Annotated in this window: 11 protein-coding genes and 1 pseudogene; all 12 read right to left on the reverse strand. The window is 41.1% G+C overall.

Annotation, left to right across the window (positions count from 1 at the left end):
* Nucleotides 1–9: 9 nt before the first annotated feature.
* A complete protein-coding gene (locus AC27EF_RS01520; protein WP_487108405.1) occupies nucleotides 10–6,441 on the reverse strand; it encodes a SpaA isopeptide-forming pilin-related protein in 6,432 nt (2,143 codons plus the stop codon).
* 12 nt (nucleotides 6,442–6,453) lie between these two features.
* A complete protein-coding gene (locus AC27EF_RS01525) occupies nucleotides 6,454–7,938 on the reverse strand; it encodes an InlB B-repeat-containing protein (protein ID WP_487108406.1) in 1,485 nt (494 codons plus the stop codon).
* Nucleotides 7,935–8,762 (reverse strand): class C sortase, encoded by an 828-nt coding sequence (locus tag AC27EF_RS01530; RefSeq protein WP_487108407.1) that lies wholly within the window; start codon nucleotides 8,760–8,762, stop codon nucleotides 7,935–7,937. The genes AC27EF_RS01525 and AC27EF_RS01530 overlap by 4 nt, the downstream gene beginning before the upstream one ends.
* Before the next feature lie 4 nt (nucleotides 8,763–8,766).
* Nucleotides 8,767–9,645, reverse strand: a complete 879-nt coding sequence (locus AC27EF_RS01535; RefSeq protein ID WP_487108408.1) for a class C sortase — start codon at nucleotides 9,643–9,645, stop codon at nucleotides 8,767–8,769.
* Nucleotides 9,646–11,589: a SpaH/EbpB family LPXTG-anchored major pilin gene (locus AC27EF_RS01540; RefSeq protein ID WP_487108409.1), complete on the reverse strand. Its 1,944-nt coding sequence runs from the start codon at nucleotides 11,587–11,589 to the stop codon at nucleotides 9,646–9,648.
* Nucleotides 11,590–11,767: 178 nt separating this feature from the next.
* On the reverse strand, nucleotides 11,768–13,276 hold the full coding sequence (locus AC27EF_RS01545; RefSeq protein WP_487108410.1) for a C39 family peptidase: 1,509 nt from the start codon (nucleotides 13,274–13,276) through the stop codon (nucleotides 11,768–11,770).
* A 9-nt stretch (nucleotides 13,277–13,285) separates the two neighbouring features.
* Complete coding sequence (locus AC27EF_RS01550) at nucleotides 13,286–14,431, reverse strand: glucosaminidase domain-containing protein (RefSeq protein WP_487108411.1); 1,146 nt, start codon at nucleotides 14,429–14,431, stop codon at nucleotides 13,286–13,288.
* A 374-nt stretch (nucleotides 14,432–14,805) separates the two neighbouring features.
* Nucleotides 14,806–15,681, reverse strand: a complete 876-nt coding sequence (locus tag AC27EF_RS01555) for an RNA-dependent RNA polymerase family protein (protein ID WP_487108412.1) — start codon at nucleotides 15,679–15,681, stop codon at nucleotides 14,806–14,808.
* 151 nt (nucleotides 15,682–15,832) lie between these two features.
* On the reverse strand, nucleotides 15,833–16,495 hold the full coding sequence (locus tag AC27EF_RS01560) for a group II intron maturase-specific domain-containing protein (RefSeq protein WP_487108413.1): 663 nt from the start codon (nucleotides 16,493–16,495) through the stop codon (nucleotides 15,833–15,835).
* Nucleotides 16,492–17,217, reverse strand: a complete 726-nt coding sequence (locus tag AC27EF_RS01565; RefSeq protein WP_487108414.1) for a reverse transcriptase domain-containing protein — start codon at nucleotides 17,215–17,217, stop codon at nucleotides 16,492–16,494. Before AC27EF_RS01565 ends, AC27EF_RS01560 begins: the two co-directional genes overlap by 4 nt.
* Before the next feature lie 684 nt (nucleotides 17,218–17,901).
* Nucleotides 17,902–18,365: pseudogene (locus AC27EF_RS01570) on the reverse strand (DUF5688 family protein).
* 264 nt (nucleotides 18,366–18,629) lie between these two features.
* Entirely contained in the window at nucleotides 18,630–20,045 is a 1,416-nt protein-coding gene (locus tag AC27EF_RS01575) for a hypothetical protein (RefSeq protein ID WP_487108415.1), read from the reverse strand.
* Between the last annotated feature and the right edge of the window lie 196 nt (nucleotides 20,046–20,241).

Raw genomic sequence — 20,241 nt, forward strand, 5'->3', positions numbered from 1 at the left:
CCCGCCAGTTTATACGTTTCGTTTCTTTTTCCAAGCGATTCCCCCTGCTAAAATCAAAAGGAACCCTGCTACCAGCAGAAGATACGGCTGACCAAAAGCCCCTGTCGTTGGAAGATCCAGCATGGCACCATTTCCAACCTCATATGTCATATCATAGAAGTAATAGGTGTCTCCAACCTTAACAGCATCTGAAGTATCAACTTTTTGTCTTTCAGCCTCTTCACTGCTCATAGCTAAAGGTACGGTTACTGTAAATGGTTTCTTTAATAAGTTATGTCCTCCTTTCGTCTTATTTTCAGTCACTGTGTAAGTTACCGGTGTAAGTTCACTAAATACGAGAGTTCCATCTTCTCCGCTTTCCTTCTGGGATAATTCATTTCCATCTTCGTCCTTCAATGTAAATTTCGCACCAGCAATGACATTCCCGGATTCATCTATTTTTTTTATCTTTAAGCTGCCTTTTTGAAGCTCATTAAAGAAAGTAACATCTCCGTTGAGTGCCTGCTTTTCGCTGGCACTGTCCGGGCCGATTTTTATCTGCACCTTAAAGGAATCCTGCGTTTTAGAAATCTGTACATTCTTGCTGGTACTTGTAACATCTCCAAGTTTGAAATACTTCTCAATGCCATATTCGGTGGCTGTATAAGTTCCGTAGTTCAAATCAGAAAAGACCGCTGCAAGCTTCATCTTTTCTCCCGGATGTTCCTTTGCATATTTTTTAAAATCTTCTGCCTTAAATGTAACGTCCTTGGTTTCTGAATAGTCCTTTCCATACACGTCAGTACCCGACAGCTTCAATGTAAAGGTCAGGTCTCCAAGATTTACAATCTCTGCTGGATCCACTTCCTTATAAAGAACGATGTCTCCTTTCTGCGCATCCGGATTATGGGTATTCGTAAGAATCGTCTTATTACTGTCATCGGTATCCGTAGAGTAGGACGGCTCATACCCAACTAAGGATTCTCCCGTAATCCATTCTTCTTCAGGTTCTTCCCACGTATAATGAACCTTGCTTCCATTTTGATATACTGGAAGCACTCCGGTTTCTGCCTTCCATGAGTTATCAGGATTCAAAGTATAAGTATCCTGAATGATTCCATTAGCAAGCAAATTTACTTTAATGGAATCCGGGCGAATGGCATCTTTATTTTCTTCGTCTTTCCATACTTTCTTGATAGATTTTTTTGAAGTTTCTGGATTGTGCGTGTTTACGATGTTCCATGTAATATTCTTTTCCGTCTCTGATTCATTCACTTTAGGTTCATATTCCACTGCGTAACCAGTCTTGGCATCTCCAGTGATCGTTCCTTTATTAACTTCCCTGACTTCATATTCGATTTCTTCTCCGGCAGAATCTAAAGCATCCAGACCTGTCCATTCATATGACCAGTTGTTGCCTGCCTTTAAAGCGGCTGAATCAAATACAGATCCATTTTTATATATATTTACCGTCACACTTGTAGGACGAATTCCATCTTGATTGTTGTTGTCTTCCCATTTTTTCTCTACGGAAATATTTACTTTGTTGACTTTATCCTTATATTGATTTGTAAAGCAAATGACATATGTTTCGTCATCCCAGGTGCCGCCCAGTTCTCCAACCTGTTCGTAACCTGTCGCAGTACAGGATTCGGAAAATGTATATTGCTCCTTATCCTCTTTTGCAATCTTCGTAACCGCCGTCCAGTTATTCTCTTTGTTGAGTGTATAAGTAAGAGTCTCTTTGGTATCTTTATTGATCGCTGTTACCGTGACCGCAACCGGACGCTTTCCGGCCTCATTGTTGTTATCATCCCAATTCTTCTTAATGCTTATATATGGAATCTTTGGATTTATCACTTCTTTGGAATCATGAACGTAAGTCGTTTCACTGTCACTTACATTCCCCTCTGATGTGACATCATGGATGAAGGCTGCAGTATCTTGGTTTGCCGCCTCTCCTTTAAAGGTCAAAATTTCATCCGATTTTTTGTATCCATCTGGCGGAACAGTCTCTTCCACCATAAACATATCTATTCCTTTTCCATCTTTTGCATATAGATCGCTTGGCAATCCAAAAAATTCAAGATATCCAAACTGGTCATCCGGAGACACTGCAGTTGATATTATATCCCCTTCTTTAAATACCGTATCTCCTTTATGATTCACAATCTCACAGGCTGCCTTTAAGGCGAACGTTGCGCCTTCTAAAAGATTCCCATCCTGATCCTTCTTGATCACATGAATGGCATACTTTTGTAACTGGTCTGTATCGTCCAGTTGAACGCTTGCCTGCTTTGTCGTATGTAAGGCCACATCTTCCGCATCCGGGTCGATTACCATGATTTCACTCTCAATCGTTTGATACTTTGCATAAGCACTTGTAGATTTAAAGCTGATCTGGACTTTCATCTTTCCATTCTTGTTTGCCGTTGACGGGTTAAATTCCACATCGGCATTTGTAACTTTAATTTCCGTCTCTCCGTCATCATCGTACGTATAACGCCAGGTAAAGTCCTCTGCTTTCAACTCATCGCCAATAGTGAACTCATTTTTCGGCAATGCTTCAATATAGACCGGCTTGGCATCTTCGTACTTTTCTTCTTCCTTTTTCAGTTCCTGATCCAGGGTTTCCACAGTCTCAAGACCGGTACACCCATAGAACATCTTGGACATGTTTTCTACATTGTTTGTATTAAAGCTGGATAAATCCAGTTTCGTTAACGCTTCATCCCCGGAAAACATTTCTGACATATCCACAACGGAAGCCGTATCGTTATTCAGAAATTTAATTTCCGTAAGTTTTACACATCCCGCAAACATCCTGCTGCTGTCAGCATTTAAGTAGATCACTTGGCCTGCCTTCTGGCTGGATACATAATAATCTCCATCTTCTTTCCACAAGACAACACTTCCATCCCCATTCGCGGATACATCTGTGGCCGCTACCCCTTTCGGTACTTCTTTCCATGTAAAGGTAATACGTTCTGCATTCTTTACCTCTTCATTGAACTTTTCTCCCTGCTCCAATACATAGATACCGGAATTGGGATACGGAGTATTGTTTCCAATCGGATCTTCCTGGTCCTTGATGTTATCCTCATGGTTCGTTCCGTTCATGTCACCCGGCTTAATATCCCAAGTAAGGGTTACTTCATGTTCCTCTGGATCCACCGTATAGCCATACGGTGCGGAAAGTTCTTTTACATAATAAGTTCCCAAATAGAAATTTTTTGTTTCTTTTCCATCATTCCCGGTTCTGGTAAATGTAATCGTCCCTTCTTCATCGGTCGTTTTTTCAACTATCTTGTCTCCAGCTTTCCATACCACGGTTCCATCATCTTTTTTAATGTCTTCCTTAGCGTAGAGCCCATAAACAGCTCCAGGTATCGACGCTGTCTCATAAGTAAATCCTTGTTCCCCGTCGGAATAGCCGGTCAAAACTTCGCCGCTTTTGTCAATCGAGATGTCTCCATAGACCGGAGTGTCCGTATCTGTATAAGAATAGGTCCCGTTCCCATCCTTATCATAATCCACAGATTTTAAGTCCAAAGTAAACTCTTTTGTTGCGTCACTCTTGTTATAGCCGTCTGGCGCCGTGATCTCTTTGATGTAGTAACTTCCGTAAGAAAGATCTGTAACGGCCTTTCCCTTGTCTCCATCTGCCCCGGTCACAAGCTTTGTCACCAGTTCATCTTCCCCGTTATAAAGGCCATAAATAGCTCCATCCAATAGCATTCCTGTTTCCGCGGACTTTTTTGTCAGAGTAAACTGAATCTGTTTCTCTTGATCGTTTGCTTCGAAAGTCACAACCTTATGCTTGTTTTCTTTTGTAAGGACCACCTCGGTATCATCCATCCAAAGATGGGTGTTTTCACCCTTACTCTGATGAATTGTGTATAGCCCAAAGCTTAATCGGATACTTTTGGCTTCTCCATTTTCGTTGATAGTCACCGTATCTACTATCGTTCCCTGTGCGTCTTTGATTTGAAACTGCGCCCCTTCTTCCGGAGCGGTTTCTGTCTCAGAGATCTGCATCGTCTTTTTGATTTTTAATACTGCATAATCGTCAAAGGGGTCATCTGCATCAAAGGTATAAACGGAGATGCCGTCTTCCACCTTCGGCTGATGCTTATATGAATAGTAAGGATCCGCAAGAGCATAGGCTTTGGTTCCGGCCGTCTGTAACACAATAAATCCTGCATCTCCTGTAAAATCATCAAGAAGCAGCGCCGCATTCCCATCAGAATCTGTGGAAATCTGCCCTAAGAAAGCTTCTTTCTCATCCAGTGTATCTATGTAAGCAGCTCTTTGCTCTGCAGTTTCTAAATCGGTGGTCCCGATCTTCTTACAATAAGCAGCGTCAAGGACCGTAAATACTGCTCCTTCTTCTGCGCTCGTCTTGCCATTCTTAGTTTTTGTTTTATGAATTCGGATTTTGTTTCCATTATATGGATTATCTAATTGATACTCATGGACGTACTTTTCCTCTTCTTTGATTTCTACCGTAAAATCTTTGACTTTTGCAAAATTTTTGGATGCCTTTGATTGGTGGATGGTATAGGTTCCAGGTTCTAATTCCCTGGATTTTGCCGTACCATATTGATTTAAGACCAGGGTTTCTATATTTTCTCCATCAGAATCTAAGATATCAAACTCCGCATCAGATTCCGGACTCTTCTCATACCTTTTGGTCTCTGTATCATCAATGGTCTTTGTTTTGGTCAAGGCAATACAGGCGTATTCCTCTTCGTCATCCGCCTCTACGTCATAAACCCTGTCTTCCTCGCTCCCGTCCACAGTTACAATCATATCCTGTACAAAAGAATACCCTTTTGTTCCCTTCGTCTGGTGAAGCCGGTAGTGTCCATAAGGAAGTGTTTTGCTTTCCGCCATTCCGTCTTCATCAGTGATTATGGTGTCCACCTTCTGATCTTTGGCGTTATATACTTCAAACTCCGCAGATCCTTCTGGATTTTTCTCTCCTCCGAAGGTCTTTTTTAGTTTGATCTTTCCTTGTATAACATGATCCTTGAGCGTAACGGTCTGACTGGATGCAGACAGATCGACCTCCGTGCTTGCTTGATCCTTTTGAAATCCTTTTGGAGGAGAAAGTTCTTTTAGATAGTAATATCCCGGATACAATCCAGTAAGCTTCGCTTTAGAATTCGTACCGGTGATCAAAGTGCCTACCAACTGGTCTTTTTGATAAACCGGGGTTTTTAAATCGGATTTATAAATGGTATTCCCAGCATAAAGCCCATACTTTGCTCCAATGGTTGTCGCTTCCACACCTGAATCACTTTCTGCGCTTTTTTTGCTCAGTTCCAAATCCAGGGTCTTCCCTGCATTGATAAATGTGAAGGTAAAGTTTTTCTTCCCCGGCTGTTCAATAGCAAATTTTGCCGCATCTGACGCAAGGAAGTGTCCGAATGGTGCACTGCTTTCTATAACCTCCCAGGTGTGTTTTCCCTTTTTCTGCTGTGCAATATCTGCATCTGCTTTATTTTTAATCTCTGCTTTGGCAGCAGCTTGCGCTTTCGCTTTGCTGGCATAGTAGCCGTTCTTGGTAAGATCTTTCTTCTGGCTTTCCGCCAGTTCGTTCCAGTTTTTCACATAGTTCTTGGTAGAACTATAGGTTTTGCTTGTGTAATTCCTCTGATAAGTATAGGTCGCATTTCCATTTGCGTCCGTTGTAGCAGAAGTGATAGATTTTCCATCACATTTCACTTGATACGTTGCGCCGGCAAGACCGGAACCTGTCTCAGCATCCTTCTTTTTAACAGACAGTTTTACATTTTCTTTTGCTGTCGTATGGTCACTTAAAGAAAGCTTCTCTTTTTCCACTGCCGGATTCTTCTTAGACCATCCATAAAGGACCTGATGTGCATTAAGCTTTTTTCCTCTAACACACTTTGTAACGGTATAGTAATGGATCGTTCCTTCTGGGTCAGTATCTGCAATCTTATCACAAAATTTTTTTGCATCAGCGTTTGACCATCCTTTATCTATATTCCTGCCTGCCTGATAAACGGTTGTCTGCTTGGAAACACCTTTGCCACAAGCCCAAATATATGCCTGCACCAGGGCAAACTTTTTTGTACCTGCATTTCCACCCAGGGTTTTATAATAATATGTCAAAGCCTTGGCAATCGCTTTATGGCTATAGGTAGCCCCATAATAGGTCTTATCCTTGACGGTATCCCCGGAGCACATCGATTTTCCAGAGTTTAAACAGAAGCTTTCTTTCCCTCCTGCTGTAATCTTCCATAGTCCCTCGGATGACGGCCGATCCAACTCATTGATCTTATTACTGGAAAGTATTTTGCTTAAGTTTACCCTTTCACTTGCTGCTTTCACACTCTTCTCGGCTAGAGTTCCTCCCCCGTTACAAAAGAAAGAAGTGCAGATAAGGAGAAATATAAGCCAAAAGACTACTGTTTTCTTTAACATTGGTTTCATATCGGTTCCTCCCTAATATTCTTTCTTTGTAAAATATCCCTGTTGATCGTTTTTATCTGTTCTAGCATACTTTGAATCTATGGACGAAGGATCATACCCCGTACCATTTCCGCCTACCAGATAAATGTCTCCCAAGAACATCTTGTCATCATGGATCAGATTATCAAGAAGAAAACTTCCGTCAGTTTTTTTCCAGACGGCATACAGAGTTGTATTGTCTGTATCTAATCCGACGTTTCCTTGATCTTTAAAAAGTACCTTTTCAGACTCCGCATGGTCACTCCATCCCATAAAGGTATAGCCGGAGCGCTTAAAATCATTGGCAGGCAGGTACTGGTTGCTAACCGAGATTTCCACAGTTTTTGTTTGCCCATTTCCGTTTCCATCCAATTTCACCTCAAAACTAGATCTTTTCCAAACCGCATAGAGAGTTAGATTCCCAGTATTCTTCCATTGAAAAGTTTGGCCATTGGTATAAGACGGGCTTCCTGCGCTCGCACTGGTGCTCCATCCAAGGAAAGTATAACCTTTTCTTGTGAATGCGTTCCCTCTTAGGGTGACGTTTGAATCGAAAGTTGCCGTAGTATTTGCCATGCTTCCTGAGTCTTCACCATTTCCATGATAGGTAATGGTGTACTGGTTTGCGGACCACAGTGCATAGAACGTTGTATTGGCACAAATATAAGAAGTGTTCCACGCATTTGGATTCGCATCACCGGCTCCCCAGGCCCAACCTCGATGGCTGTATCCGGTCCGTGAAGCTGTTGGCAGGGTTCCAACCTGGGCACCACATGCAACGGTACGTGATGCCTGGCTTACGCTTCCTCCGTTTCCATTAAAGGAGAGGGTGTAATTATTTCTTTTTAAATTGCATTGTGCAAAGGAATTCCAAAATCGATGATATGTCCCTCCGGAATAATATGTCACAATCCCTGCTGCATAAATGGATATATCACACGCTACAGTGACCGTTTTAGCAGAGGTGCCGTGAGCCCCGGTTGAGGCAGAATAATTTAAATTCCCCGTATTTCCGGTTGTTGACAAAATATTGATTTTCTCCCCGCTTGTTGAAGAGTATTGCTGATGAGCCGGCTGGCTAAAGGTGATGTTAAATTTTAGTCTTGTATAATTCCCATTACTGTTCTTTGTAGTCTTCGCGCTGGAAGTTACAAGTTTCGCTCCGTAAACACCTGATCCTTCTGAAACAAAACTTCCATTTTGCATATACCCTCTTTTAATCCCAATAGTCCTTGACGCATTATTAAAGTCTGCCTGCGTCATCTGACTCCCGGAGTATGTGAAATAGAGATTCATTCGTTCCGTACCGCTAGGACCGCTTATTATGATATCGTAATACCCGTTTGTATAAGTCCTTGATTTTGTAGCTGTCGAGGATTCATATGCATGAACCATCTTATCCCAGATACCATATCCTGCGATCATGCTCATAATCAAAAAAACGGAAATCAACTTTTTCGTCTTTGTTCTTTTTTTCATTGATCTTTCTCCCTTCCTCTTATCGTGAACCATGAAAGCACCATAAGGATTATCATACAAATGATTCTTAAATTTTTTTCAAACAAGATTTCCTCCATTGAGGACTTTATATCAGCTTTCCCAGCGTCTTTATTCGGACCATCTTTAAGTTCTACTCCCTGATCCCTAACGCAGTACACGACGTACCGATACCGATGTGTCCGATACGGATGGCAGGTCAAAAGTGTGACCATCTCTTTCCCCGGCTGAATCTTGACCTTTTTTACATCCGCCGGCTTGATGACCTTTATAGCTTCCACACGATAAGTGAGTGTTTCCCATGAATTTGCTACAACGACCTGATCGTTGATTTTCAGTCGCTCAATCTCCCGGAAATAAGGAATCCCCTGGTATCCCCGATGTGCTGCGATCACGCAATTGCTATTCTTTTCTCCAATCGGCAAAGACGTCTGCCCTAAAATAGCAGCTCCTTTTTTCATGTTTCCTTCGTCTGCTCCTAAATAAAGCGGCAGCTCCACATCCATTGCAGGAATTCTAATATATCCAAAGGTCCCGCGGATCCCTTTTAGCGAAACAGGGACATTCTCATAACTCCATGCATCTACAAGTCCTGACTGATTGGTTTTGTAAATGGATCGGTTATATTGTTTTGCTTTCTGATACTCAGAGTCGTTTTTTGATTTTCGTTTGACCTTTTGGAATTTCTTGATTTCTTTCTTCACTACTAGTTTTTGTCTAAAGGCAGTAAGGTCCGGAAGAAGAAATATTAGACTGCCAGTCAACAGAAAAAGGATTCCTACGAAGCCTAACATTTTTCCTCTCATAACACTACCTTCCTTTCCTCCGAAGCCTTTTCATCAGCTTTCCAGCCACCCATAATCCTGAAATGAGCACAATACCTGCAACAATTGCCTTTTGATAAGTCCTCATCCATTGAGAATTCTGTTTTCTGATATCGAAATGATTTTGATCTCTCACATACTTCGTTCTGGTTCCCCGAATCAATAATCGATGATCATTGATTCCATATGGGGTGCATGTTACGAGAGTTACGTGATCCTCCCCATGGATAATCTGAAGTCTTTTTGTATCCTCCGGTTTAACAACAGAAATCTGGTCCACCTGATAAGCAAGCGTCTTTGAAAGCACTGAAAGGTAAAAAAGATCCCCCCTCTTTATTTCAGCCAAATCGGTGAACATTTTTGCCGAACTAAGTCCGGTATGACCAGTCAAAACACAATGAGTGCTTTTCCCTCCAATCGGCAGGGAGGTTCCAAACAAGTGTCCTGCTCCTTTTTCCAGAACACTCGGTGTTGTTCCGTGGTAAATTGGCAGTTTCACGCCTATATTTGGAATCTCAACGACGCCCATGATGCCAGAAGCATCCGTTGTAAGCATTTCGTTATAGTTCAACTCATTTTTCTTTTGCTTGACAGAAAATGGGTCTGTCAGCTTCACTTTTGAAACTGACAGCTCCCGGTTATATTTTTCTGCTTGAAATAGCAGTTTATCTATCTTTTCTTTAGAAAGATTTCTGGATTGTTGATGATAGCTTTTTACGAGAGAATCTGCGCTTCTTTCATAGAAGAAATTATTGATCCATGGATAAGCACACAGGAACAATCCCATACAGATGATCAATACCGGAAAAATCCTTCTCTGAAATAGATAGGATGACTCTTTGCTATCCTTTTTTTTCTCTTTCATCTACTTTTTCTTATGCCTCATAATGTAACAGCCAGTAGCTGCAATAATAATTCCGGCGATTGTTACGAGATAAATTCCTCTTCCGCCAGTCTGGGGTAATAAAAATCCCTTGCTGTTTGTTATCTCCATGTTGACCAGTGCATTTTTTGATTCTCCAGATGCAATCATAGTGGCTGCTTTTTCATCAATAACTGCAGATGCATGGGTGGTTTGGATCGCCACCTGATCTGCCAGAGCATTTCCCTGTACGTTTCCGTCGTTCGCTCCGGATGCATTCCCTGACTTGCTCTGAGTTCCAGTGATATTTGCCTGCGTCGGTGTAATATCTGCCTTTGTGGAAGTGATCTTTACAATCACTGGTTGTTTTAGCAGACTGTATCCCGAATCGGAATGGGTTTCTGTGAAAGCATAAGTATCGGCTTCTGCTCCGTTAACTTTTAGGGTTCCATCCGCTGCCGGACTGAACTTGGCCGCCCCATCTTCCGTTGCAGATTTTCCCGTTACATAGTAAACACCATTGCTTCCCGTTGCCTTAAGAAAATATCCATCTGCAGTATTTTCTGCTATAAAATTTACTTTGGTAGGATCTCCCTTGCCATCTGTAAACTTCTTTGTTACATTCAGACCGTATGTATACACGATACAGCGATCGTTTAAGATGTCATAATAGCTTGTGCTGGTACGCTTCCAGGTTAAGGATACGTCGTTTTGGTTTCCCTGATCGCCAAGTACCGCTGTTTCGTTAGAATTTACTTTTGCGGTATAGTAAACTGCGATATATTTATCGGAATATTTTTTGTTTATCTCTTCTAATCCAGATGTGGTAAAGGAAATCTTCATGGTTGCATCCCCACTCGGCTGTTTCCCGTAATCCGCTTTGATTTTTGGGTCTGCGTCAGATGCTTTCCATACGGCCAGCGCTCCGCTGTCGTTTACATTGTTCGTGTTTGTTGCTGCCACTGTCTTTTTATCGTTATAGATGGCAACAACCGTATCTTTTCCGTATGTAATTCCCTTCTTTAATACATCATCAAAGGTATACGTTGTTAAGTATGTAGACTTTGATGTAATGTGCGGAAGCTTAGAAATTAATTCATAATCAAGGGTTTCACTTTCGCTTGCAGTTACCGTGTCTGCATAAGCGTATTCCTCTCTTGCAGAAGTAAAATCTGCAAGCGTCCCTTCTTTACTCGTAATGACATTTGCCTGATCCGGGTTATTTCGAACTTTTTTCTCTAACGTCGGAACTCCGGTCTGGTTTTTAGGATAACAGATAACATCATAAAACCAGTCACCGCCTTCCGAATCTGTCATCGGAAGCTGTACAAAGAACGGATTGGTTGTATAGGTGACATCCTCCGGTACCTTTGTCTCAACGATCAGATAAAGGCCTAACTCCAAGTTATCTTTTTTTGTAACACCATTTGCTCCCGTAAGGTCCATGGCCGTTCCGTCTTTTCCTATATAATCTTCTAATTTATCTTTTGTCACAGTATTATCCGCTAATGCCTCAGCCAATTTGTCATTGATCTGCTGGCTGGTAAAGTAGCGTTTGTTTCCGGATGCTTTTACCGCATCTGATGCTGATAGTCCTAAAATGGTCTGCAATTCTGAAGGAACTTCATAAACTAGTTTTACCTTTCCGTCCTCACTTATTTGCTCCACATCTCCCACCCGTAGACAGGAGAATTCAACACCTTTGATTGCAAAACCTTTCAGAGTTTCTTCTGCTGATGCATCTTGCTTTCCTGATGAAGTAAATTTGCTAAAATCGATTCCTTTTGCACTCGCGGCAGTCATATCATATTTATGAATTGTGATACTTCCTGTTTTGGATGTATCAATGATATCGGAGTTTGCCGCCCTTACCCCCGATAAATGACTGGCCAACACACACACTGCTATCATAAGCGTCATGAGAATACATATACTTTTCTGTTTCATACTTTTTAGGATGGCTCGCTACCATCCCCCTCCTTTCTAATTTGTTATGTTTTTTATGTTTTATCCTTTCACTTATAGTATGAGGAAAAGAAAAGTGCTTCGTGTTTGCCATACTTTTTACTTTTATCCTAAAAAAAGAGACCCCCATTTAAACGGTAATAGGAGTCTCCCTTTCTTTTTAATACATCTTTTCTAAATATTTATTCAAGTTAAAACCGGCTGGACTGCTTAAAAGCCCCTTCTCATCTCCAATGATCATAGAATCAAACGTATAGGTGTTTGCAATATCTTTGACCTTCTTATCCCCGAGTTTTTCTGCTAAATTCAAGATCCGATTTTGAAGAAACCTTCCGGTTCCAGTCAGCTTCTCTCCAACCATTCTTTTATGTCCTATGAGAATCTTATTTTCCTCGATCCCGGAATAAAACTCTTGAATCGTTTTTTGTCGCTCCATCTGCTTTTTTTGCACCTTTTTTTTATGTTTTGCAGGTATTTTCATATCCTTTTCATATGATCTTTTTAAATACACAGACCAAAATGGACCTCCGGCATCTGCCGTTTTGGACTGTCCTATTACATCCCTTAGAGGATATTTATATTGACTGCGCCTTCTGCTTCCAACATCTGCGATGGTTACGTTATCATTTTGATCAATGTCAATCAGGACCATAAAATGTCCCCCTGATGTGAAGTATCCAGGACCCATTAAGGCAACAACGGGGTGCCCTTTCTTTAACGATTTTCGGATCAATTGTTCTTCCTTTCCAAGTCTTTCGCATTCAAGTCCCCAATGGGCCGCCATGGCCGAAATCGCAGAATGGACACTTCCCTCGCTGGAATAATAACCATTTTCATAAGCCCATTTTGTCGTATCCACAGGTGTCACCCATTTTTTGGTCAAATTTGTAATGCATACAGCCATGGAAGTGGGACCGCATCCCGCCGCATGAATTCCGTATCCGTTGTGATTCCATTCTGCATCACCCTGATTGAAATAAATATAATGTTTAATGTATTCTTTATTTTCCTTCATCTTCAAAGATTCTTCTTTATAAGACGTTGATATCTGCGGCCGGATCTTTATGTGTACCTTCTTCTCTTTCTTTTTTGATTTCTTAAGTTTCTTTACTTTGGAGGGCTGCGCCCTCTTTTTCTTTTGCCCATTTGATTTCTTATTTGATTTCTTTTTGGGTTTTTTCTGATGTTTCTTTTTTGGATGTACATCTTCTTTTGTTTGCTCTGTTGATGCTGTTTCGGTGGATGTGGAAACCTGCGTAGAGGCCTCCGTTTCAGTGGAAGTTTGTGTTGTCCCCGATTCATTTGCCGGTACCGATATGGTTCCGGCTGAAAGCGCGAACATCAGCAAGCACGCAGAAAACTTTATTGTTCTCGCCGCCTTCTTCCTCTCTTTTTTCTTTTGATCTTCCTTTGCAATGACGGACCGGCCCTGCTCTATGAGATCGACTCGTTGCTCTTTTCCTTTATCAATCACAAGGATAAGGTCCCGCCCATCTAACGAAATAGGGACCTCACGTATGGTTCGAAAACGCCTAAATCTCTGCCCGTCTTTCCGACTCATTTGAATCTCCTGTCCGTCCAGGAAGATGCAATGTCTCTTTCTTCCAATCCCCAATTCATGAATTTTTCCATGAAAGCAAAAGGGATACTTGTATATAACCTTTTCCATTGTTCCCTCCTATTTCTTTTGATAGCCGCTTAGCTCCCCGATGCGATCCATCAACTCATAACCAGCCTTTGTCACTGATGACGCCCAGGTGTCTCCAACGCAATATGTTACGTTGACTGCGGAAACAGATGTCCCATGATAAAACTTCGCCCCTTTTGTCAGATAGCTTTCCTTTAAACATTTTGCCGTCCGAAGAAGCCCCTGTCTTCTTGTCTTTTCATTAATGCCTTTTGCTCCATCCGAAGTTACCCCATATCCGGTTAAGTTGTTATCCTCTCTTGCCCTGCGGCTGGTTCCCCATCCGCTCTCGTGAATGGCAATCCCCGCAATAAAAAGAGCATTTACCCCATAGGTCTCTTCGCATTCTACAAAATATGGAGCACAGTCAGAAAGCTCGGTGCCAGATAGAATCCTTTTCATCTCATCTTTCGTTACATTACTCTTTATGAGCAAGTTTTTCGGATTGAATCTTCGTATCTCACTCAAGGAAGAGGCTTCCTTTTGAAGCTTCGCGATACTTCTTGTATCATTTTTTGATAGTCTGCGGTACTTGTCAAGGTAGTTCTTAAGATCGAGTAGTTCGACTCGTTCCACAGCCTTCTTCGCATACAATTCCACATGAAAAGTGTAGGTGTTCGCGACTTCCGCAATATAAGGATCATCCACTTCTTTTGATAAATGAAGAAGCAATTCCTTCATCCTTTCGTCTTCTGCTATGGATTCTAATTCCTTTCCTGTTTTCTTTTTTGCAGATAAAGCTTGAGCGACACTTTTTTCATCTGTCCCGATTTTTTTGTAAAAAGTTTCTACGGTTTCTTTTAGTTTCTTACTTTCCTTATATCGTTTCCTGGTTTTTTTGATTTCAGCAATCTCCTTTTTGATTGCCGCTTTCCTTTTCCCGGCATTTTCATCTACGACTGTCCTGACTTCGGATGGTGCTTTGATTTTTTTTGCCTGGCTGGTTTCTTCTGCTTTCTGTCTTTTCACATCATCAACGTCTTTCTTGCTGATGTGAATGACCCTTTCTTGCCTTACATCCGTTGTGCTTTCTTCAACAGAAAACACTTCATCCGGACTGGCATATACAGCAGAAGCGGGGAGCAAAAGAACACTCATAAGGAAAAGACAAATGACAACTTTTTTATCTTGTTTCAATTTTAAATAAAAACCTCCTTTCAATTTTAGTATGATAAATACAAAAAAAGAAAACAAAGTTTCTATTCTTTGTTTTCTTTTTCGGTTTGACAGCTTTTTATGTTCTTATAAGGTTATAGGAAACAGTGTTTTTAATTGTCTACTATAATGATAGATTTGATTAGACAATCTTTCTTCCGGAGCGATTGTTGTCATATTGATTTGTCGCACCGTCTGTATTAAATAACCTGGGTCAAAACTGATTGCTGGGACAACCAACAATAGCGATAGGTAAGGTCTGAGTAGAAGACTAACTCTACTTTCCACCTTTTCCCCCGCTCCACACCGTACGTGAGACTTTCACCTCATACGGCGCTCCATCAAATTAAACCTATTTACTCAATAATGGCATTACCGACTAAGATTCGATAATTATTGGTCTTTTTAAGCGCTTTGTCGTTCCACAACCCTTCACTAATCAGCTTTGTAATTAATTCCTTTGCTCGTCCCATATCCTTAGTGTGGATTAGCTCATATCCATCTCTGGATACAATGTCTATATTTCTATAACCGTCCCCACCGTTCGGATATATTTTGTGGACTCGCATATCATACACTGTGAGTTGTTTCTTTGTGATAGCACATTTGCCCTTCTGAGCAGAGACTCTCGAAATCCGATTGTCATTAAGCTCTATTGACTCATGCTCAAGCGGATGTTCCGCTAAATATCTAAAGATAACTTCTAGGTGCGTAAGCCTTTGATGAATTAACTGTCTTCCTTCCTCTGTATAGTTGCACGTTTTCTGATTGAACCCATACGGAATAACAAATCTTACCGCAAATATAGGGTCTATCGTCACCGAACCCACAGTAAATCTTTTACCATGATAGGTTGCATACTTACGTTTTTGAAATTCTGACAGTGGTGGTCCTTTTTTGCCATTAGACCGTGTCATGTGTTTTAGGGATGGGAGTAGTAGATAGTAAATCTCCCAAAAATCATTGCTTATTCTTGTAGCTACACAGTAGTAATTATGCATACCCCGAATAACCATGTTTAGGTTACGAGCTCTGTCCTCGTTGCCTTGGGCATCCCAAATAGCTTTTCGTAACTTCGCTATAACCTTCTTTTTCGATTTGTCCGCCATGTGAGAGACAATTACATTCTGTTTTGGTCTTTCCTCTAGTTTTAGTTTAAATCCTAAGAACTCTGAATAGTGCCTACACAGATTTGTTATCTTACTCTTTTCCGGACTCGTTTCAAGATGCAATCTTTCCTTCAGCCACTTCTCGACAGCTATTTTAATCCGTTCCGCATCCTTCCTGTTTCTGCAGAAAATCTTGAAGTAAGTAGACCTGAGGAACCTCCCCTCAAGTCTCTCTCAGAACCGTACGTGAACCTCTCAGCTCATACGGCTCCCATCATCCAGCCGCTGGCAGTATCCCAAATTTCCAGTGTGCAAACAGGTTCCTGTCACGCTTTGCTATCTCTCCGAGCCAGTGTTCCGCCTTTCGTCTAGCCTTGCGCTTCTTATACTTCCTCCGCACCCATTTCACCAGACATCCATTGATGTACCTCAGCACATCATATATTTCTGATTTATAGAAATGCGTGTAGTAATTAATCCATCCCTGTATCTGACGGTTGAACATGTTTGCTATATCGTAGAGGTCTTTGTCCGATTTTAATTGCAGTTTCCATCCTCTTACCTCTTTGCGTATGGCTTTCTTTGCTTTCTCACTGATTGCCGGAAGGAAGTTTGTAAAGAACTTCCCGTACCTGTTCTTTGCATGTCTTGGACGGAATGTGTATCCCAGAAAATCAAAGGAAGTATTCTCATGATTCCCTCTCCGGTCATCGTCTTTGCAGTACACTATCCTTGTCTTCTCCTGGTTCAGTTCCAAACCATAACTCTGGAACCTCTGTTCCAACCTTCTCCGCAGGTATTTCGCCTGTTTCTGGGAGACGCAGTGCGCTATCCCATCATCAGCATATCTTGCCCACGGTATCGTCGGAAATTCTTTTACCATGAAATCATCGAACACATAGTGCAGGAACAGGTTCGCCAATACTGGGCTTATCACCCCGCCTTATGTCGAGCTAGGCATAAGCCACCTTGCGGTGTTCCCTTTGTGGGTATCCCTTCTCCCTGTATAGGTGCTTTTAGAAGTTTACTAATCACACATATCAGATTTTTGTCATGGATACCCAGCGACCATATCTGCTTTAGCAGTTTTGCATGGTCTACATTATCAAAGAAACCCTTTATATCGATGTCTACGACATATTCTAACTTAACTGTGAATGCTAGAAATCTGAATCTGCTGATTGCGTGATGAGTGTTGCGGTTTGGTCTGAAGCCATAGCTATGCTTATGAAACTTTGCTTCACATATTGGCTCCATTACTTGTAGAATACATTGCTGAATTAAACGGTCTTCAATGGTTGGTATTCCTAATGGTCTTTCTTTTCCATTGTCTTTGGGAATCATGACTCTTCTTACCGCATGCGGTTTATAGTTGTTTAGCCTTCGCTGAACATAATCTACCAATACATCATTTCCCTGTTCCGCTATGTTTTGAATTGTACCCATATTTGTGCCAGGTGTTCTGCTTCCCTTATTTCGCTTAATTCGTCTATAGGCAAGTGCTATATTCTGCGGACTTGCTATCAGCGACATTAGGTCAGTAAATATTGCACCTTCTTTACTTTTGGCATATAAGCCATCAAACACATCTTGAATTGCGTAGTATTCATTACGCCTTAAAACCTTGTTTTCTCGTTTCTTTGCCGTTTGGTCAGTCATCTCCTTTACAGAAGATTTCTTCTCTTAGTCATACTCGAACCCAAAACACTTTTTACCATATTAAGTTTTAATGAATTAACTTGACTTGGGGCTATCCCTCCACGGTTTATTATCACCGCTTCATAGGTACTGTGCCCCTACTCTCACTGACATAAACTGTGTTACCACAGACCGTCTCAATGGGATTGCATTCCCTACTCGTTGTCAGCTTTCCCCGTTCCTATTTCCCTATCTGTACATGTATCCTTAGGCGCTCTCTTTGAGCCTGTAAGCTTGCTAGTGCCTGTAACACTACATGGACTTTCATAACGAATGTTTTACTCACCCACACTTACCTGACGCTACGTCATATATGCATTTCTGCATACCCGATACTATAGACCCTTTCATTCAAGAGTTCGCCAGTTGCCCCTGTATAGACAACATTCTCGCCATAGATACTTTATAGACTTCCGGCCTATCATCCACTCGACCACCTCTGGTTCGCATTTCCTCGTCATTACACGTTAGGATGGCTCTCAGCCGACTTCACCGAGCTTATAACCTCTTGCTAATGCAATAGCAAGACGCTATTCGGAGTATTAAAGGAGGCGTTTCAAGGCGTTACCCAATCATTCCACCTCTCGGAAAATAAGTTGTTGTTACAACTAGAATAACTAATTGCAACCCTCGCCCTTTGTTTATTTATGCGGCGAAACGGGTCGCACTTTCATGGATAGATGAAGGCAGGATATAAACATCCCCCTCATTTAGCCTTTCCGTAAGCTCATGAAGGATATCTTGATAGAGCAGCACTACTGCTCCGTTCCAGTTCTCCTCGTTTTCGATGAAAAATATCACATTTTTCTGTTCTGTAGTAGGAATAAAATCTTCTCCTGATCCTGACGCAAAACCCTTCATGATGTCATTTAAAGTTTTTATCAGCGGGGAAAGATACGTCTCGTATTTTTCACCGCTGCTTCAAACAACTGTTCTTCTGTCAGATTCATTTTATCTGCAATCGTTTTCTGAATCATCATACTTCTTTTATCTTTATCTTTAACATAACGATACACGATTGACAGATCATGAAAGCGCCTATTTGGCACCTTCTCTAACAGCTCTCTGTTCTGCTTTGTGTTGATTAATTGAAATATAATCCTTTTCATTCCAAATACATCCCTGAATGCACCTCCTTTTGAACATAAAAAAAGCACTGTCTGAGATTAATTCGTTTCTCCAATGCTTCAATAAATATGGTTCTTATATAGTATGCAAATCAGTGATGTAGTCAAAAAACATTTAAAAAAGTCCCTAGTAAAATACTAAAGACTTTTTTATAATAACAAGTTAAATATAAAATAATTTCAATTATATGTTTTCCATAATATTGTCAATCATTTTTTGTTGCTCGGGAAAACCGGGCAACATTATCAGTTGTTTCTCAGTTTTTCCAATGCAGGAATCCAATTCTCACTTAAAGATTTGATTTTTCCCGCTGGAACACATTCCTTTAATGCAGAAGTTGCAGCAAGAGCCATATCAATCAGCCAGAACTCTTTTCCGTTTTGCATTATGTCTATAGACCACTGACCAGACAATCCCTCTATATCACTTATTAACAGCTCCACCTGTTTTAGTATCTGTGACTTATTCTCATGATACCGCTTCATAAGCGTTTCTTCATGCATGGAATATACTGCAAAATCATGCATGTTATGTGGACTGTCTTTATCTCCTTCATGACCAAATCGCTGTTTCATAACCTTCGGATCCCAGTATGGATTTATTCCCAATACTTCTTTTGAATCCAGATCTACAAATACACGATATTCTGTATGGAGCGGAAGCCCTTTATAGATGCAAGGATTGTTTTCTTTATCCCGGATGAACTCCCTTACAACCCACTCGTTTGTTGTGGAAACACCGTAAATAGATATATTATTTAACGGTGATGCCATCTGACAGGCCTGAAGATGAATGAACAATAGGTATTCTCCTAATTCTCTTACCTCCTTCACTCCATGTACATGAGCATTCCGGAAATCAAATTTCGAAGAATAAGTTCCTGTTTTAATGAAATACTCCTTATCTTCCTCCAGGTTAAAGATCTCCCTACAAAACATATCAACAATATCCAGAGTCGTTCTGGTCAACGACATGTACTCCAAACGCGTCAATTGCAGCATGGGCAAAGGCACACGAATGATTGTCGTCTTTGGAACTTTAAAAAACCCTTTTCGTGAAGCCGCATGAACAAGCTGTGGCAGCCAATGACCCATAGAATTCGGATTCGTCCCAATCATTTGATAAGTAATCGAATCCAAATCAAGGATATCCAGACCCTGCCTGAAATAATCATAAAACATCTTTTTCTTTTTTGGATTATTTTCTTTTAAATACTTTTTATAATAATCTACCAACTGTATGTAAGAAGGCTTTTCAATATCAACTTTCGCCAGGTTTCCCGTGAAATCCGGTCGAAGTTTTTCCGGCAGCTCCATTAACTCTTCATTTGTAACCAGCATTATATCATCACGGCAATCTCTTCTGTGTACCCGTTGGCCATCAAATGACCAGCTGGGAGTTTGATGTAGCAATTCTTTCACAATACGAGCTATGATATCATCGAGATCTGCCTTCGTTTCTTCTGCAATGATTCCCTCTTTCATCTCCGCCGCTTGTTTTGTGTTAATTTCAAAAAAGTTATCTGAAGGAGTTTGGTCTAATACCTTCTCCTTATATGCTTTTTCGAATTCTTCAAGTGCCGTTGGGCTTACCTTAAGAACCTCTGCGATATCTTCTTTTTTTGACACCGTAAATATGTCTGATAAGTGGAATTTTTTCACAACAAACCTCCTCTATTTAATTATAAATCCATCCTTCGAAACTTCCTCTTTGTATGGCATGTCCCTAAAATCCATTCTCACATCTGGTTTTATCATCAGAGTACACCCATCACAAAGAGTTGTTTCCAACTCCCTGTTGTCGGCTCTGGATTTTGTTTATTGAAGTAAAACATTCTGCTACCACAGCAGGCATCCA

The sequence above is a fragment of the Anaerostipes stercorihominis genome (assembly GCF_057535655.1).

Bases quoted from the DNA above. Each gene is read 5' to 3' on its own strand.
- AC27EF_RS01535 (WP_487108408.1), bottom strand. From the start codon at position 9,645: ATGAAAGAGAAAAAAAAGGATAGCAAAGAGTCATCCTATCTATTTCAG.
- AC27EF_RS01530 (WP_487108407.1), bottom strand. From the start codon at position 8,762: ATGAGAGGAAAAATGTTAGGCTTCGTAGGAATCCTTTTTCTGTTGACT.
- AC27EF_RS01525 (WP_487108406.1), bottom strand. From the start codon at position 7,938: ATGAAAAAAAGAACAAAGACGAAAAAGTTGATTTCCGTTTTTTTGATT.
- AC27EF_RS01545 (WP_487108410.1), bottom strand. From the start codon at position 13,276: ATGGAAAAGGTTATATACAAGTATCCCTTTTGCTTTCATGGAAAAATT.
- AC27EF_RS01520 (WP_487108405.1), bottom strand. From the start codon at position 6,441: ATGAAACCAATGTTAAAGAAAACAGTAGTCTTTTGGCTTATATTTCTC.
- AC27EF_RS01540 (WP_487108409.1), bottom strand. From the start codon at position 11,589: ATGAAACAGAAAAGTATATGTATTCTCATGACGCTTATGATAGCAGTG.
- AC27EF_RS01565 (WP_487108414.1), bottom strand. From the start codon at position 17,217: ATGACTGACCAAACGGCAAAGAAACGAGAAAACAAGGTTTTAAGGCGT.